The sequence below is a fragment of the Legionella qingyii genome (genome assembly GCF_003990155.1).
In the GTDB taxonomy this organism is placed as follows: Bacteria; Pseudomonadota; Gammaproteobacteria; order Legionellales; family Legionellaceae; genus Legionella; species Legionella qingyii.
The window spans coordinates 29,361-45,154 of sequence record NZ_RZGX01000013.1; the positions used below are offsets into that span (position 1 = coordinate 29,361).

Genomic DNA, 15,794 nt, shown 5'->3' on the forward strand with positions numbered 1-15,794 from the left:
AAGCAGTATTTTTCTGGGACAAGTGATAAAATACACACTAAATTTGGATTCTCGGCATAACAAAGATAAATTTGTTGGTTTATACTGTTATTCTTTGAAATTCTAAACCATAATAAAATTGACTGTAAGTGCTCATTTTGTATATAGTGCCGGCACAAACAAATGAATCCTTTTATCAGGAGAAGCAATGACAAAAAAAACAGCTAAACTTAGCATTGAAGGCCAAGAGCCACTGGAATTACCTGTATATACACCTACGTTAGGGAATGATGTGATTGATATCACACAACTAGGTGCGCGTGGCGTTTTTACCTTTGATCAAGGTTTTTTATCAACTGCCTCCTGTGAATCTAAAATCACCTATATAGATGGTGATAAAGGGATATTACTTTATCGAGGCTATCCAATCGAACAATTAGCTGAAAAAAAAGATTTTCTTGATGTAAGTTATCTTTTGCTCAATGGCGAACTTCCTAACGCCGAAGAGAAGAAAAAATTTGTTAATTTAATTAACAACCACACTATGGTACATCAACAAATGTATCAATTTTTAAATGGTTTCCGTCGTGACGCACATCCTATGGCAATTATGGTAGGAATGGTTGGTGCTTTATCTGCGTTTTATCATGACACCATGGATTTAAATAATGCGGAAGATCGCTTTATTTCTGCAATACGCATGGTTGCAAAAATGCCGACCTTCGCGGCAATGAGTTATAAATACTCAATAGGACTACCCTATATCTATCCGCAAAATAAAATGTCTTATGCCGAAAACTTCTTACATATGATGTTTAGCGTTCCCACAGAAGAATCAACTCCAGATCCAGTTCTGGTTCGCGCAATGGATACTATCTTTATTTTACATGCGGATCATGAACAAAATGCTTCTACATCGACTGTTCGCCTTGCTGGATCAACAGGAGCGAATCCTTTTGCATGTATTTCTGCAGGAATCGGTGCATTATGGGGACCTGCTCATGGCGGTGCAAATGAAGCTTGTCTTAATATGCTCAAAGAAATTGGAAGCGTTGATCGCATTCAACATTATATCAAGCGCGCAAAAGATAAAGATGATCCATTCCGATTAATGGGATTCGGTCATCGAGTTTATAAGAGCTACGACCCTAGAGCAAAAGTGATGCGCCAAACCTGCTATGATGTATTGGAAGCGGTAGGTGCAAAAGATGCTCCATTATTCAAGCTTGCTATGGAACTTGAACGTATCGCCCTCGAAGATGATTATTTCATTGAGAAAAAACTTTATCCCAATGTTGACTTCTATTCAGGTCTTACTTTAAGCGCTATAGGAATTCCAACAAATATGTTTACAGTAGTCTTTGCTTTAGCTCGTACTGTTGGTTGGATGAGCCATTGGATGGAAATGGTTGCCACTAAATCACGAATTGGTAGACCACGCCAGCTTTATACTGGTGAAAAGACAAGAAATGTTCCATAAATTTATGGATGTATAACCTGGATTCAGGTTACAACAGTCGTTCCCCCCGAAAGCGGGAACGACTCTCAGTCATTCTATTCGTAAAAATCTCATAACTAATGCATGTTTACTTTTTTATTTTTTGTAAAGCCCGAGCCCAACCACGATAGTCCCGCTCTACTTGCTCCAAAGACCTTTGTGGTTTAAATGCTTGCTCTACATCCCAAATTTCATGCAGCTCATCCAGCGAATTAAAAATTCCGTAACCCAAAGCCGCTAATATTGCTGCACCCTTTGCAGTTGTTTCGATATCTTTGGGTTTTTGTATCTCTAATTGACATTGATCTGCTAAAAATTGTAAAAACCAACTATTGACCGCCATGCCACCGTCAACTCGCAATAGCGATAAATCCAATTGGCTATCCTCTCTCATACAAAAACATACTTCACGAGTTTGATAACAAACACCTTCTAATGCGGCGCGGGCAAAATGGGCCCTATTAGTGGATAAATTCAAACCGACCATAGATGCTCCTGGTGATGATAACCAATGTGGTGCACCTAAACCTGTAAATGCTGAAACTAAATAAACCCCTTCATTGCCCGTCAATGAGCTGGCTAAGATCTCAGTTTCATCATAGCTTATTATTAACTTCATTGAATCACGTAGCCATTTTACAGTAGTACCTGCATGATAAATACTACCCTCTAACCCGTATACTGTTTGTCCTTGAATCTTATAAGCAATTGTTGTTAAAAGTTTATGCTGTGATAATACTGGCTTATTACCTGTATTAAGTAATAAAAATGCACCCGTTCCAAAAGTAGCTTTTACCATTCCCATTTTAAAACAGCCTTGGCCAATTAAAGCGGCTTGCTGATCACCTGCAACTCCCGTAATCGGTAACTCAATACCAAGCCACTGTTTATCAATCAGCCCAAAGCGACTATCACTCGCGCAAACCTTAGGTAATACAGACTCGGGTATTTTAAAATAATCGAGTAAATCTAAATCCCATTGTTCTTTTTTGATGTTAAACAGCATCGTTCTCGATGCATTTGTCACATCGGTTAAATGCAAATGCTCTGTAGTTAAACGCCAAATAAGAAAGCTATCAATGGTACCAAACGCTAAGTCACCTTTATTCACCAGCTTCTTAGCTTCTGCATTATTTTCTAAAAGCCATTTTAATTTGGTTGCAGAAAAATAGGGATCTGCAATTAAACCGGTTTTCTCTTGTATCATAGATTCATCAATTGCCAAGGTTTGGCAATATTCTGCTGTTCTGCGATCTTGCCATACAATAGCTGGAGCAACACATTTGCCTGTTTTTTTATCCCAGATTACTGTAGTTTCCCTTTGGTTTGTCAAACCACAACATACTATTTGATCTGTTGGAACTTTAGCTATCACATCACGCATGGCAGTTAAGGTTTTTCGCCATATTTCTTCTGGGTCATGCTCTACCCAACCTGTTTGAGGATAATATTGAGTGAGCGGATATTGACTACTAGCAACTAAGTCTCCCGATACATTATATATCATGGCACGAGTACTGCTCGTTCCTTGATCAATTGCAAGTAAATAATTCATTGTTGCAGAGTTCCTTGTCCCAACTATTATGTGTATATTGATAAGTGTATACCTTTTTTCTGGAGACCAAAATATGAATTCGGTTTTTGATGTTGCAATTATTGGCGGCGGCATCAATGGCTGTGGCTGTGCTGCAGATGCAGCATTAAGAGGATTATCTGTGGTGCTCTTGGAACAGGATGATTTAGCTTCTAAAACATCCTCAAGCAGTACCAAGCTTATTCATGGCGGATTAAGATATTTAGAAAATTATGAATTTAGCCTGGTTAGAAAAGCAATAACTGAACGACAAAGACTTTTAGACCTGGCACCACATTTAGTACATCCGCAAGCACTCGTTCTCCCCTATGAAAAACACATGCGTTCTCCTTGGTTTTTGCGTTTGGGTTTATTCATTTATGATCATTTAAGTGGAAAAAATCGTTTACCTAAATGCAAAATGATTTATAGGAAAAGTAAAAAGGATTATTTTGACTCCCTCATCGATGAACTGAATATAGGTTTTCTATTTTATGATGCAGTTACTGATGATGCTCGCTTAACCATTGTTAATGCACTCCAAGCCAAAAATCATGGGGCAAGCATACGAACTCACTCAACAGTAATTCATACAGAAGTAGTCAATAATTTGTGGCAATTAACTATACAGCCTAAATCTGGTTCAAATTATATGCTTTATGCTAAATCAGTAATTAATGCAGCAGGACCATGGGTTAAATCAGTCGAAGAACTTACTAAAATTCCAGATCGGCAAAAAGTCAGTTTAATTAAAGGAAGTCATATTATCGTACCCCAAATCTATGAAGGGAATCACGCCTATTTATTACAACATCAAGACAAACGTATCATCTTTGTTATTCCTTATCATGGGTTTAGTATGATAGGCACAACTGATATCCCATTAACTGATAATCCTGATGATGCGAGTATTAGCAATCAAGAAATTCATTATTTAATTGATTTAGTTAATTCATATTTTAAATGCAAGATATCCCAAGAGGATATTATTTACACTTGGAGTGGCGTCCGCGCTTTACTTGCTGATGAGAATAAGGAAGCCAGGGCTTTAAGTCGCGACTATTCATATGTAGTCCACCATAAACCGGCTCCAATCGTTACAATCTATGGAGGAAAAATTACCACCTACCGCCAATTGGCAGAAGAAGTCATAAACCAGCTTAATCAAACTTTTCCAAAGATTAGTCCATCGATTACGGCATCAACTCCTCTGCCTGGAGCAATTTTTGAAGGAATGAATTTTGAGCAGTATATGCATTATGCTAAAAAGAAATATGGATGGATGGATCCAAACTTACTGAACCGTTATTTATATACTTATGGAAGTCGCATGGAGCTATTTCTTGCCACCTGTAATAATCAGGAATCCTTAGGGAAAAAATACTGCACTCACCTATATCAAGTTGAAGTAGACTATTTGATTTTAGAGGAGTGGGCACAAAATTGTGACGATATACTCAAACGACGAACCAAACTCGACTTAATCATTGATGAACGAGGCAGGAAGGAACTCGCAAATTACTTATCACGAGTTACTTCGTTTCCTTCTGTTGAAGTTCCTCTTTTATTGCACTAACATCAACTGCTAGTGCTTGCTCAACCAATTCTTTTAAGGTAGAAGCTGGCATACTGCCAGCATTCGAGTAAATGACAATCCCTTCTTTGAATACCATCAGATGAGGGATTGAGCGTATTTCAAAAAAATCAGACAATTGTTGTTCTGCTTCAATATTAACTTTAGCAAATTTTATATTAGGGAACTGCTCAGCTACCTGCTCATAAACCTTAGAAAATTGTTTACATGGCGCGCACCAGTCAGCCCAAAAATCAATGAATACAATGCTATTATCATCAATTAAAGATTGGAATTCTGCACTGGATACATTGAGGCTGGTCATATTGCTTCCTTAATTTCAATTGAGTTAACAATTTTTTGAAAAACGTCATCTACATCACCAGTACCACAAATACTATGAAACTCAGGAGCGCTTTGATCACCACTCTCAGCCCATGACTTATAGTAATTAACTAAAGGTGCCGTTTGACTGCGATAAACTTCGAGACGTTTTCTTACCGTTTCTTCTTTATCATCTTCACGTTGAATTAAAGCGTCACCAGTAATATCGTCTATCCCCTCACGTTTGGGAGGATGGTTTTGGATATGATAAACACGACCTGAAGGCTGATGGATTCGTCTCCCACTGATTCGTTTGATAATTTCCTCATCATCCACAGCAATTTCAATCACATGATCTAAATAAATTCCTGCTTGTTTTAGAGCATCTGCCTGCACAATTGTTCTGGGGAAACCATCAAAAAGAAACCCTTTCGCACAATCACTCTTTTTTAAACGCTCTTTAACTAATCCAATAATAATCTCATCGGATACTAGACCACCTGTTTCCATAATTTTTTTAGCACTTAGCCCTAAGGGAGTTCCCTGTGCAATAGCTGCACGCAGCATATCACCAGTGGAGATTTGCGGAATTTGATAACGTTCAATCAAACGCAAAGCCTGGGTTCCTTTTCCAGCGCCCGGCCCACCCAAAAGCATTAATCGCATTAAAAACTCCTTAGTGATCTATATCAGTTTTGATTACTGATATATTATTACTTATTAAACTATATAAATTCAAATGCAACCCCAAATCTAATTCATTAATCCAGGGTTACCACCTTTTAAAACACTAAAACCAAGATATTGATTTTAATGATCTTTTACACGAATTCAGCTGCATTGCATAAAGTTGCGAACGTGCTTTTACTTTACGTGCAACAGGCATTAACCATGATTTTCTCAAATAAGTTCTACGCTGATAACCACCTATACCTTCATGATAGGCCAAATAAAGCGCATAAGCATCTGTTCGAGGAATTCTTGCTTTTTTATAAGCTTCATTTGCATACCAACCAATAAAATCGACACCATCAGCAAAGTTATCACGTGAAGCAAACCAACCACCACAATTTTGTTTATAATGACTCCATGTTCCATGTAATGCTTGGGTGTACCCATAAGCTGACGAAGGTCTTTTCCAGGGAATGATACAAAAAAGCTTCTTACGTGGTGGCCGAGCTCGAGCATTAAATTTTGATTCTTGATGAATAATAGCCATTTGTACAGGAATGGGAACCAGCCATCGGCGCTCAACATCCTTAGCATCTCGATACCACTTGGGATGCTGCTTAAATATACTACACAGATTGTTTATATCTGCAGGGGGATGACTAACACAAGCAGTAAGAAAAAAAGTAAACAACAAAACAACTATACGTAATTTCTTAAAAATTTGTAATAAAGCGTCCATGAGCGACCAAACAATAAAAAGATCATTTTAACAAATTTGATAACTACAATCTACGCTTGCATGAGGAACTCAAGATATGCTTTTGTATCTAAAAATAAACTACTACTTCCCTGCTTTACCCCATGTTAAGATATAGCTTAATCAAAATAAGTTAAGCTGAACCAATGACCATTCTTGTATTTGATATAGAAACAATTCCCGATGTTGAAGCTGGCCGTAATTTATATGACTTACATGGGCTATCAGATAAGGACACGGCTGAAGCAATGTTTGCATTACGTCGAGCTAAGGTAGGTAACGATTTCTTACCTCATTATTTACAAAAAATTTGCGCTATTTCTTTAGTTATGAGTCATGGCTCACAAATAAAAGTTTGGTCTTTAGGCGATGAATCATCTGATGAAAAAGAATTAATAACCCGATTTTTTTCTGGAATTGACAAACATACCCCAACTTTAGTCAGTTGGAATGGTAGTGGCTTTGATTTGCCTGTGCTACATTATCGCGCCTTGCTACACGGAATTACAGCACCTACCTATTGGGAAATCGGTGAAAATCAACAGAATTTTCGTTGGAACAATTATTTAAGTCGATTTCATTACCGACATATTGATCTCATGGATGTTATTGCAGGATATCAAAATAAAGCTTTTGCTCCCCTGGATGAAATCTCTAGCATGCTCGGATTCCCTGGGAAAATGGGGATGAGTGGTTCTAAAGTATGGGAACAATATTCATTAGGTCAACTAAAAAGTATTCGTGATTATTGTGAAACAGATGTACTCAATACTTACTGTGTTTTTTTACGATTTGAACTAATGCGCGGCGTGCTTCAAAATGATGAATATAACCATGCACTGGAATTACTCAAAATATATTTAAAATCCGAGCAAGAAAAAAAACACCTACAAGAATTTTTAAACAACATGGCATAAAACAGTCGTAAGCAGATGTTTTCGCTTGGGGACAGTGCAGCGAAACCCGGGATATGAGAGATATTTTATTCCCGGGTTCTGCTGTACTGTCCCACGGCCACCTTGTTTTTTAAAAAGGCCGATGACCGTCAAAAGTAGATTCCAAGCGATCTGCTTCAATAATATTCAATGCATCTTTATATTCTTTACTTTGCAAATGCTCCAAAGTCTTTGCAAAACGCTCTATCCCTAAGTTTCGATACTCATCCATACTTACAGATTTTGCATCATTTGCTAATTGGGTCCATGACCAAAGAGTAATCCACCACTCTACAACAGGTTTATAAGCGGTATACCATGCCCATATTGAATCTGAAGGTTTTTCTTTCCCGAAATAGGCACTTAAATAAGCTAATTCTTGTTCTTTGCTGAGTTTCGCTTCTATAGCAAAATAAGCAAGGTCCCACATAAAATCGTTATTGCTTGAGTATTCCCAATCAATTTGATAGAACCTTTCTTGCTCCTTTGCTCCCTCAACTGCCCTCATATAGTTTAAAGGCGTCGAATCATTATGACATGGGCACATTTCAATTTTATAAGAAGAGAATAATTTCTTTAAATAAGACATTTGTTCTATTACAAACTCAACTTTTTCAGGAAAAGCAAAATTTTTAATTTTTAATTGTTCGAGCAATTGCTTATTACGCTCGAACACAGCAGTGTCATTGTCAAAGCGTTCTGAGGCATGTAGCTTTTTTGCCATACCAGCTAAGGTTTGTAATATATCATCTCGTTGTAATGTTTCCTTATCTAAATTCTGAACGCCCTCTATGAATTTAGTGAGTTGTAGTCCATCCGGTCCTAAGTACTCTATAGGAACATTAAGTCCTAATATGGATGCCTTATGAGCATTTTTTGCTTCGTCCTTACGCGATACTGAAAACAACGAGACATCTCCTGGAATTCGTAATACCCATCGTGGCGGTTTTTTACTTTCAATAAGAGCCGGATTAATCCCAGGAATTTTTGCGAGCAATTTAGAATAGTCTTGTTCAGTTTGAACCCTATAAACAATATTTGTCATTCCACCTGACATTAATTTTAATCTTAATACATCGAGTCCCACTTCAGAAAGCAGTGGAATGCGATGAATTGTTGGCAATAAACTCATGTATTTTTGAGTTAAATCCACCATTTTTTTCCATTTATGATTTACCAATGACGCCTTGAACTGCGATGCTGGATCAAGTAGACTTAGGATGTAAATCATTAAATGTTCATTAATTCTAGGTTTGCCACTATCTTCGCCAAAAAAATGCCATTTCATTAAGATTGTTTCGCGAAATTGAACATCAAGCGAGTATATAAAATTTAGACACAGATTTACAAGACAGCACACTTAAAGAAAAAATTAAACAACAAGGGCTCTTGCTATGACTGAACCCCTTATTCCTATAACAAAAAAACAGGCGCTTATATTTACCTGCTTTTTTGTCATGTATGAGTTTCTAACTTATATAGCAAACGACATGATCATGCCTGGCATGGTTCAGGTTGTTCGTTCATTTCATGCGCCAGAATCTGCTGTAGCTACCTCTTTGAGCGTTTATATTCTCGGAGGCGCAAGTTTGCAAATTCTCTTGGGACCCATATCCGATAGTTATGGGCGCAGGCCAATGATGATACTTGGAGCATTTCTATTTTTTATTTTTACTTTATTTATTGCTTGCTCCAATTCGATGAGTCAGTTTTTGATCGCACGCTTTTTTCAAGGTATGGGCTTATGCTTCATTGGGGTAATAGGCTATGCAACCATTCAGGAGATTTTTGAAGAAATGGATGCAATTCGCTTAATAGCCATTATGGCTAATATTGCGATCCTGGCCCCATTACTTGGACCTCTCATTGGAGCGGTTGTTATTCATTATACTTCATGGCGTTACATTTTTGTTGCTATTGCACTAGGCGCCCTTGTTGTATTATGGGGGTTATGGCGATATATGCCTGAACCGATTGGCCAAATAAAGAGAAATGGGGAGTTAACGCCAAAAACTAAATTCTCAGCAAATAAGGTACTTCAGAACTATAAAGACCTGTTTACTAATAGAGCATTTTGTTTTGGAACTTTAGCAGCAGGTACAGTTGGTATTCCTTGTATTGCCTGGATTGCATTAGCACCTATAATTTTTATTGTGGAGGCAAAACTTACAGTAATTCAATATGGACTTTGGCAACTGCCAGTATTTGGTGCAACCATTTTGGGCAATTGGTTTTTACACAAATTAACCTATAAGTATCAAATTAAACAAATAGTTTTTCTAGGTTGTATTATTCTGGTTGTTGGAGCAGTTTTAACCTCTTTGCTTCCCTATCTGTTTGGTAATGCCTATTATTATTTGCTTCCTGGAACAATTATTTATTTTTTTGCACTGAGTGTAATTAATGCGCCTTTAAACAGATACTGCCTCTTTGTGACCCCGGTAAGCAAAGGCACTGCCTCTGCACTAGTTAGTCTATGTGTTATGGTTGTTGGCGCGATAGGAACAGAAGTAGCTAATTTATTTTATAAGCAGCATAATAACCTTCATTTTGGTCTTTATTGTAATGCAATTGAGTTAATCTTTCTGGTATTTATAGGTTTAACTTTTTTACTTAAAAATCCGATTGTAGATGAACGTAAACCCGATTTGAGTGTCACAATTTAGCACGTAGCAGAGACACAGCATATTTAGCTATTGTTGTTGACTCCTGAATAGTTTATTGGCCTAAAGATCTTAAGTACCTGCACAACGGTCTTCCATTTAAGCTAAATAGAGTAAGACAAGCTTAATTATGAAGTTAGTTCATAATGGTTTTGTGAATGATGACTCTAACTTGAATTTTTATTAAATTCATATTAAATCTATTAAGTTATATGATGCACTTTATTGCCATCATTTATTCTTAAGGACAAGAAATGCTAAAGAAAATCCAATTATTCTCTTTATTAATAGCAACTGCATTTTTCTCTACTGCTCATGCAGAAACATACAAAGTGGCCGCCAGCAAAGACACAGTAACCCTCGGCCTTTTTGCATTAGATAAAACACCTGTAGTTAAAGTTCACTCTGGAGATTCTGTGTCTTTAGAAACTTGGAATAGTTGCTTGCATGAAATGGTCTTTAATAAAACAACCCCAGCTGAAATTGCAAAATTCTATGCAAAACATGATATTCAAAAAAGACGAGGTATGCATAGCTTAACAGGCCCTGTTTACATTGAAGAAGCAGAGCCCGGGGATGTACTCGAGATTCGAGTATTAGATATCAAATTAAATGATTTTGGATATAACTTTTTAAGCCCAACACAAGGAATTTTATCAGAGTTTACTAAACCAAGAATCATGTACTTCAAATATAATAAAGAAAAGACCACCACAGAATTCACCAAAGGTATATGCTTACGCCTAAAACCCTTTCCGGGGGTTATTGCAGTTGCCCCACCTCGAGATTGGCCTGATGGATGGCCTGTGCATTTAGAAACTCATATGGGCCAACCCGTTCCAGGACAATTCAACTCGGTCCCACCAGGCCCTTTTGGAGGAAACCTCGATCAGCCAAGTCTGCAAGCTGGGTCCATTCTATATCTGCCTGTTTTTCAAAAGGGTGCTTTGGTATGGACTGGTGATTCACATGCAATGCAGAGCAATGGAGAGATTGATGTCACAGCACTCGAGACCTCCTACGAAGGAATCACCTTGCAATTTATTGTAAGAAAAGATTTAAGAGCCGAAGGAGTATTTGATAAAACCAAACGGAATGGAAGTAATTTATTCACCTGGCCTATTGTTGAAAATGCTGAGGAATGGATAATAATGGGTTTACATGAAAACTTGTTTGAAGCAATGCAGCTTGCCTCCAAGAATGCAATTGACTTTTTAGTACGCACTCAAGGGTTCTCTCCCCAAGAAAGTTATCAATTTTTAAGCATGGTAGGAGATTTCAATATTCCTGAAGCGGTTAATGTCATTAAAAACGTAGCTGTTCATATTCCTAAAGAAGCCTTCATACACCATGGGAAGACGACCACACTCAGCTCTGAAGGCAAGTTCCCTCTAACAACGCCCAAGATCAATGAAATGGCAACCTGTGAGCCCCAAGAAGGCAAAATTGTTGAATAACCTTTAGGTGAAATAATGAATGAGATCTCAGCTTACTTATGCTTATACTTCATGGCTTCAACTGCCTTAGCTACCTCAATTGTGCTTGATAATAAAACAAATTACCCTGAAAAAAGTAATCCAGGCAAAATTGCAATACAATGGGCTGCATCAGCTGAGGCCATTCAAGAGAACAATAAAACCATCATGAATGGTTCAAAATTGGACTTGAGATCCATGATGACTCTTTCTCAAAAAGGGCAAATCCAGCTCAATATACCTAATCATGCCCATTACTTTAGAGTAGTCGTGTGGTCAACTGGCAAAAAGAAACCTGATTTACTTACAAACTGGGTCGATATTGTTCCTAATAAAACCTATATTTTGAACCAGAACCAACTTGCATCTGCAATACTGCTGTCTGGAGCGGGCTGTTAGTCCGCCATGCTCATTTAAACTTGTGGACTATTTAGGCTGCAAGTTTATAAATTTCTTCCTAGTGGTTATAAAAGAAAAATTATGATCCGATTACTATTTTTTATCTTCTTTATTCTTATAAATTGCATTGATATTGTGAATGCAAAAACCTCAAAGTCCATTTCCACAATATCAGCTAAACCTCAAAATGTAATCAACAACTCCAGTATCAGTTCTAACCCCGCTGCAGTCAATGTAACCACGGGTTCGGGGGCAATGCAACGTTACGTGCAGAAAAAACTAGGTATTGAAAATAATCATGGAATTATGGTTCAAGGTGCCTGGATTGGTGACACGAATAAATTGTTTTCAGGAGGAATACCAGATGCTGATCGTGTAACATCAAACAGCGTGTTTTTATTGGATCTTACGGTAAACACGGAACAATTTAATGGATGGAAAGGAGGATTGTTTAGCGCCCAGTTTTTGCAACAAAACGCTCAAAATACCAATGCCCAAGCAGGTATTATTCAAGGGTATAACTCATTACCCGATGTTTACCCTTTTAATCGGTCCGAGCTATATGCTCTTTGGTATAGACAAGAACTTTTTGATAAAAAAATGTTTGTTCGAATTGGAAAAACTATTACTACGCTCGATTTTAATAATGTAATCAAACCCGCCCCTCTTAGCTCTGATGAGCCTAATATTCCTGCTGTAACGAGCTTAATTTATACTCCGATTTTTATTAATCCAGCTGTAGATGGAGTCATGCCTGGCTATACAAATACTGCATATGGCATTACTACGACTTGGGCTCCAATGGCTCAATGGTATCTTTCATATGGAATATATGATGGTAATTTAGCCAGTGGGAAGCAAACAGGTTTAAGTGGTCCAACCTTCAATGGAAACTATTTTCAGGTAACTGAATCTGGTGGAGCCTGGACTCTAGGTAAGAACCACCGACCAGGTACAGCAGGAATAGGAGTATGGCATCAGACCGGTTTGATTCGTCAACATAATCTATCCGAAAAAGGAGCAACTGGTGCTTATTTATTTGGTTCTCAACGTTTATGGTATCGCCACCCAGGATATGACATCAGTGGCATTTCTGCGTTTTATCAATTGAGTATCAATAATTCCAGTGTTTTACCCATGAAGCGCTCCATTGGCGCTGGCTTCACTCTATTTGGCCTTATTGCAAACCGTGAAGGAGACTCTTTAGGTACAGGATTTTCTCTTGCTTGGCTCAATCACAGAATCTCAAACCGCTCCTCTGAGTTGATGTACCAAATTTATTACCAGGCAAAACTAATGACTAATGTCTACCTTGAACCGGCCCTTTCATACATACCTACCCCAGGCCAGGATGAACATTTACCCTCCGCATTCGCTGGAACAGTTCGTGCTATTGTGCTGGTATAAAATCTATTGCTTGTAATTAAGTATCAATTAGTATAATCATTGCATTTACGGGCACAATTTAATACCGTGAGATCAGGCATTTGACATAAATATTAATCAATGACTAGTATTGTGTTTTAATTAACAAAAAAATCATTTTTGCTTCAACTCATTGCGCAACAATCCAAGTATCAATATGCCAAGGTTCGTTTGGTTATATTTTTAAAAGGGAATAAGAATTATGACTATTGAACTCATACAAACAGGAAAAGAAGATACAAATGATTACGAACAAAGCTTACAAGACTTAGGTTACACTGAGCTAGACAATCATCTTAAAGAAGATGTTATTGCTATCTGGAAGTTTTTTTGCAATGAAGAACTGGTATTCAAAGGCTTGAAAAAATTTGTTACAGCTTATTTTGCATTTACCCAACATGAAACAAAAACTTTACGCCAATTTTTCGATGAATGGGGCAGCAAAAATCATTTTAATAGGCCCGACTCTTTTGAGATTAGTGAAGAATTTAAAACCAGCCCACAGTTCCACTATCCTAAACACACTCCTGTTTTGTATGGTGAGCTGACACCGGACCTGTTTAATAACATTCTACTAAAAAATGGTTATTTATCCGCTGATGCGGGGGCGGGCCCCAAGCATGGTAAATGGGCTCACTCCATTCAGTTTTTTCTTTTAGAAGAGGCACGAAAAGAAGGTATTTTGCAGTTGCATGCTCCAACGGTTTGCCAATTTGTGCAAACAATCTCACAAATTAAAGGTCCTTTTGAAGCATTAAGTTTATGGGACATTCTATTTGACTCTTTTGAGGATCATATTTTTACTCACCCTAATAACATTACTACAATCCTATCCAGTTCCTGGGATACTTCAGAAGCAGCAAAATTTTTAGCCGCAAAGTTAATTGCTTTTGACGAAAAATTTTATCGGATAGCGCGCAATGAAAGCTGCTATGAGGCATATGCTAAGCAAAAATATTTAAGTAGGTTAAATGAAGCACATTTTATTTTTTATAAAGAGAAATGTGCTTTATTATGGTTTACACCAAAAGATCAAAAGGACACACCCACCCCGGACTTATTGATTCCTTTATGTAACCATCAGTTAGGATCGTGAGAACAAACCAACTCATCTTTTTCCTTATTGAAAAGATGAGTTGGAACAATTAGCGTTAATGCTTCTGATGTGCTGGATGAGACTCTTTAAGTAAGAAGGCTGCAATAAGCAAACTAGCTAAAAAGCATATTGGCATTACGATTAAGGCAATTTGGTAACTTGCAACACTATATACATGCGCCCCATTCACAACATGCCATAAGTTAGTATGCTGTAATATGTAACCTACTAATGGCTGGAATATTGCACCACCTATCACTACCGAAAGATTATTAAAACCTGAAGCAGTACCAACCAGATCGGGAGCGTTATTTTCTTTGACCACTGCAAAACTTACCGTTTGACCACCGGCTCCTAAACCCAGCACAAAGAGAATAAAAGGAGTCCATCCATAAGATAACCCAGGCAAATACAATAGGACCAATGTTGCAAATAAACCTAAAACTGCACTAATAATCAGAGCGATTCGTCGACTTTCAATTTTATCACTGAACCATCCTAAAAGAGGACTCCCTACACCTATTCCAATCCAAATCATACTGCATAGTCCTGAAGCAGCAACCACGCTTATTTGGAGTTTTTCTTGTAAATATGGAACACCCCAGAGTGCAGCAAAAACTGCTATGGGAGCCCAGATCGTAAAAGCATAAGAACCTATTATCCAGGTATAACTATGTTTGCATACGGCAAGAAGTCGTTTCCATTCATCACGTAGGTAATGTTCAGGAACTGATTGACTCTTTTGGTGGGGGTAATCTCTGATATACAACCAAAAAAATGCTGCTAAAATAAAGCCAATAATTGAAAGAATGAAACTTGCATTACGCCATCCAACAGCTTGAATTAAATAGGCAAGAGGCATTTCGCCAAAAATAGCACCTACTGAACTCATCAATTGGGCGACCCCTGCCAAAATGGCAAAATAATAAGGAGGAAACCAACGTGATAAAAGGACCAGGACACCAATAAATGAAAATGCCGAGCCAATTCCAATAAGAAACCTTCCAATACACGCCGTAAATACACTGTCTGTTGATGCAAAGAAAGCAGACCCTAGCGCACATAGGATAATTGCAAAAGTCATGAGTTTACGTGGACCATAACGATCATATAACACACCCGCAGGTAATTGTGTTGGAGCATAGGCATAAAAATAAAAAGCAGATATAACGCCAAACCCTTGACCGGTAACCCCAAAAGTTTTCATCATGGATTCAGCCATAACGCTAGGCGCTACTTGCAAAATAAATTCATATAAATAAAAAGATGCGGCAAGGAAGAAAATAAAATAAGCGGCTACAAGATTCGTGCTCGCTCCTTGATGTGTTTTATCTGAATAATGTGCGCTCAATTTAAGGTCACTCCGTTTGAAATTCCACATTTAAGCCTATACGTATTTATTTTGTCAATACGTTCTTGTTACAT

Annotated in this window: 14 protein-coding genes; 8 read left to right on the plus strand and 6 right to left on the minus strand. The window is 37.7% G+C overall.

Annotation, left to right across the window (positions count from 1 at the left end; all coding sequences use genetic code 11):
* The first annotated feature begins 187 nt into the window (after positions 1 to 187).
* Positions 188 to 1,459: a citrate synthase gene (gltA, locus tag ELY20_RS10530; protein WP_058469032.1), complete on the plus strand. Its 1,272-nt coding sequence runs from the start codon at positions 188 to 190 to the stop codon at positions 1,457 to 1,459.
* Positions 1,460 to 1,565: 106 nt separating this feature from the next.
* On the opposite strand, the gene glpK is transcribed toward gltA, so the two are convergent.
* Entirely contained in the window at positions 1,566 to 3,032 is a 1,467-nt protein-coding gene (gene glpK, locus ELY20_RS10535) for a glycerol kinase GlpK (RefSeq protein ID WP_110142323.1), read from the minus strand.
* Positions 3,033 to 3,105: 73 nt separating this feature from the next.
* Between glpK and glpD the strand changes: the two genes are divergently transcribed.
* Positions 3,106 to 4,626 carry a glycerol-3-phosphate dehydrogenase gene (gene glpD, locus ELY20_RS10540; protein WP_110142324.1) on the plus strand — a complete coding sequence of 507 codons (1,521 nt, stop codon included), beginning with the start codon at positions 3,106 to 3,108 and terminating at the stop codon, positions 4,624 to 4,626.
* Here glpD and ELY20_RS10545 read toward each other — a convergent pair.
* The 3 genes from ELY20_RS10545 to ELY20_RS10555 all read right to left on the minus strand — a co-directional run bounded on the left by ELY20_RS10545 (position 4,583) and on the right by ELY20_RS10555 (position 6,358).
* Positions 4,583 to 4,948, minus strand: coding sequence for a thioredoxin family protein (locus ELY20_RS10545; protein WP_110142325.1), 366 nt, complete (start codon positions 4,946 to 4,948; stop codon positions 4,583 to 4,585). The two genes, glpD and ELY20_RS10545, sit on opposite strands and share 44 nt — an antisense overlap.
* Positions 4,945 to 5,613, minus strand: a complete 669-nt coding sequence (gene adk, locus ELY20_RS10550) for an adenylate kinase (protein WP_110142326.1) — start codon at positions 5,611 to 5,613, stop codon at positions 4,945 to 4,947. The genes ELY20_RS10545 and adk overlap by 4 nt, the downstream gene beginning before the upstream one ends.
* Positions 5,614 to 5,737: 124 nt before the next feature.
* Positions 5,738 to 6,358, minus strand: a complete 621-nt coding sequence (locus ELY20_RS10555; RefSeq protein ID WP_110142327.1) for a transglycosylase SLT domain-containing protein — start codon at positions 6,356 to 6,358, stop codon at positions 5,738 to 5,740.
* A 164-nt stretch (positions 6,359 to 6,522) separates the two neighbouring features.
* Here ELY20_RS10555 and ELY20_RS10560 point away from each other — a divergent pair, with 164 nt between their 5' ends.
* Entirely contained in the window at positions 6,523 to 7,293 is a 771-nt protein-coding gene (locus tag ELY20_RS10560) for a 3'-5' exonuclease (protein WP_110142328.1), read from the plus strand.
* 109 nt (positions 7,294 to 7,402) lie between these two features.
* Here the strand turns inward: ELY20_RS10560 and ELY20_RS10565 are convergent, their stop codons facing one another.
* The gene (locus tag ELY20_RS10565; protein WP_110142329.1) at positions 7,403 to 8,599 is read right to left on the minus strand and encodes a choline/ethanolamine kinase family protein; all 1,197 of its coding nucleotides are present in this window, start codon (positions 8,597 to 8,599) and stop codon (positions 7,403 to 7,405) included.
* Between the two features lie 106 nt (positions 8,600 to 8,705).
* Here ELY20_RS10565 and ELY20_RS10570 point away from each other — a divergent pair, with 106 nt between their 5' ends.
* The 5 genes from ELY20_RS10570 to ELY20_RS10590 all read left to right on the plus strand — a co-directional run bounded on the left by ELY20_RS10570 (position 8,706) and on the right by ELY20_RS10590 (position 14,369).
* Positions 8,706 to 9,977, plus strand: coding sequence for an MFS transporter (locus tag ELY20_RS10570; RefSeq protein WP_110142330.1), 1,272 nt, complete (start codon positions 8,706 to 8,708; stop codon positions 9,975 to 9,977).
* Between the two features lie 251 nt (positions 9,978 to 10,228).
* Positions 10,229 to 11,431, plus strand: coding sequence for an acetamidase/formamidase family protein (locus ELY20_RS10575; protein WP_110142331.1), 1,203 nt, complete (start codon positions 10,229 to 10,231; stop codon positions 11,429 to 11,431).
* A 15-nt stretch (positions 11,432 to 11,446) separates the two neighbouring features.
* Positions 11,447 to 11,848: a hypothetical protein gene (locus ELY20_RS10580; protein ID WP_110142332.1), complete on the plus strand. Its 402-nt coding sequence runs from the start codon at positions 11,447 to 11,449 to the stop codon at positions 11,846 to 11,848.
* An 81-nt stretch (positions 11,849 to 11,929) separates the two neighbouring features.
* On the plus strand, positions 11,930 to 13,255 hold the full coding sequence (locus ELY20_RS10585; RefSeq protein ID WP_110142333.1) for a carbohydrate porin: 1,326 nt from the start codon (positions 11,930 to 11,932) through the stop codon (positions 13,253 to 13,255).
* A gap of 220 nt (positions 13,256 to 13,475) precedes the next feature.
* Positions 13,476 to 14,369 carry a LirA/MavJ family T4SS effector gene (locus ELY20_RS10590; protein WP_110142334.1) on the plus strand — a complete coding sequence of 298 codons (894 nt, stop codon included), beginning with the start codon at positions 13,476 to 13,478 and terminating at the stop codon, positions 14,367 to 14,369.
* Between the two features lie 55 nt (positions 14,370 to 14,424).
* Here ELY20_RS10590 and ELY20_RS10595 read toward each other — a convergent pair whose 3' ends face one another.
* Positions 14,425 to 15,720, minus strand: coding sequence for an MFS transporter (locus ELY20_RS10595; RefSeq protein ID WP_110142399.1), 1,296 nt, complete (start codon positions 15,718 to 15,720; stop codon positions 14,425 to 14,427).
* Positions 15,721 to 15,794: the final 74 nt, after the last annotated feature.